Annotated in this window: 2 protein-coding genes; one reads left to right on the top strand and one right to left on the bottom strand. The window is 71.1% G+C overall.

Features of this window, described 5'->3' with window-relative positions; translation table 11 throughout:
- Positions 1-368: acyl carrier protein (locus tag CCN35_RS29845; protein ID WP_245863546.1), on the bottom strand; the 368-nt coding region annotated here is incomplete at its 3' end.
- Between the two features lie 580 nt (positions 369-948).
- Here CCN35_RS29845 and CCN35_RS27040 point away from each other — a divergent pair.
- Positions 949-1,706, top strand: a 758-nt coding sequence (locus CCN35_RS27040) for a pyridoxal-phosphate dependent enzyme (RefSeq protein WP_245863549.1), incomplete at its 3' end; no start/stop codon positions are given.

The raw sequence follows: 1,706 nt of genomic DNA on the forward strand, positions 1-1,706 counted from the left end.
TCGTCCGCCGCCCGGGCGGCGTCCGCGGCGGACGCCGGAGCGGGCGCGCCGCTCGGCGGCACGGTGGCCGTCGAGGCGCTGGTCACGGGCGTGCCGTCCGTGGTCGCCGCGCCGGTGGCGGCCGTGGGGGGCGCGGGTGCCGGGGCCGTGGCGCCGGGGCCGGTGAGGGCGGCGGCCAGGCTCTCGACCGTGGGATGCCGGTAGACGTCCTTCATCGACACGGACGGCAGGTCCGCCCGCTTGCGGACGCGTGCGCAGAACCGGGCCATCACGAGCGAGTCCGCGCCCAGATCATGGAAGAAATGGTGGTCCGCCGACACCTGCTCCACGCCCACGACGTCGGCCAGCACCTCCGTCAGAAGCCGCACGGCACGAGCCTTCGGATCGGCGGACCGGCCGGCGGACCTGTTCTCGGTCCTGCCGCTGCCGTTTTCGTCGGGGCACAGGGAAGTGCCGGGGGGCGCGGCAGCCCGGGCATCGGTGGAATTCCCGGCCATGTGAGCTCCGGTGTCGTCGGTGTGATCGCGGGTGGGGGCTTTTCCCGCCCGTAGCGGCGCCGGGCTTTTCACAGCGGAATTCCTGACGCCCGCCCCTCCAGTGGACCGGGCCGGCACCCTCCGCGTCATGCCGCTGAATCTCGTTACTTGACATCCGGCATCAACAGGTCTAAAGGCCCCCGCGAGCGTGATGCCGCCGGGCGGCCGCTCAGCGCGGAGGACCGAACCCTGCCCGTGCAGAACGCGCCCGCCGCATTCCGGCCCCGGCGGGGCGCCTATACGAAAAGGCACAGCCGGTCAAGTCCCGAATTCCGGTGGCATGACACGGTCGCGCCGGCCGCGCGTACTGGAGGGGTCTCAAGGGAGTCGCCCCGGCAGGCGGCGTCCTCCGTCGGCCGCCCGCATCACGGACGAGCGGCACGGACGGGTCACCGCACAGCAGGAGGCAGTCGTGCCAGTGATATCCACCCCCCAGGCCTTCAACCAGGACGATCTCTATGTCGATCTCGAGGAGATCGTCGGCCGGCGGATCTTCCTCAAGTGCGAGGGGTTCAATTTCGCGGGGTCCATCAAGCTCAAGGCCGCCGCCGAAATGGTCGAGGCCGCCGAACGCGAGGGCCGTCTCCACAGCGACTCGATCCTCGTCGAGTCCTCCTCCGGCAATCTGGGCGTGGCCCTGAGCGTGATCGCGGCCAGCAAGGGCTACTCGTTCGTGTGCGTGACCGACTCCCGGTGCAATCTGCCCACCCGGCTGCTCATGGAGGCCCTCGGCAGCCGGATCCACATCGTCACCGAGCCCGCCCCCGAGGGGGGACTGCTCGCCGCGCGCCTCAACCACGTCCGTGCGCTGTGCGCCTCGGACGACCGCTATGTGTGGCTCAACCAGTACACCAACCCCAAGAACCAGATGGCGCACTTCCGCACCACCGCTCCCGCCATCGCCCGCCGCTTCCCCGATCTCGACGTCCTCTTCGTCGGGGCGGGCACCACCGGCACGCTGATGGGCTGCGCCCGCTACTTCCGCGGCTGGCACAGGCCGGTGCACATCGTCGCCATCGACAGCGAGGGTTCCGTCACCTTCGGGGACACCCCGGGCCGGCGCATGATCCCCGGCCTGGGCACCGGCGTCCGTCCGCCGCTGCTGGACGAGTCGTACGTGGACGAGGTGATCCTCGTCAGCGAGGCCGACACCATCCGCACCTGCCACCG

It is taken from the genome of Streptomyces thermovulgaris, from assembly GCF_002155915.1.
Lineage (GTDB): Bacteria > Actinomycetota > Actinomycetes > Streptomycetales > Streptomycetaceae > Streptomyces > Streptomyces thermovulgaris.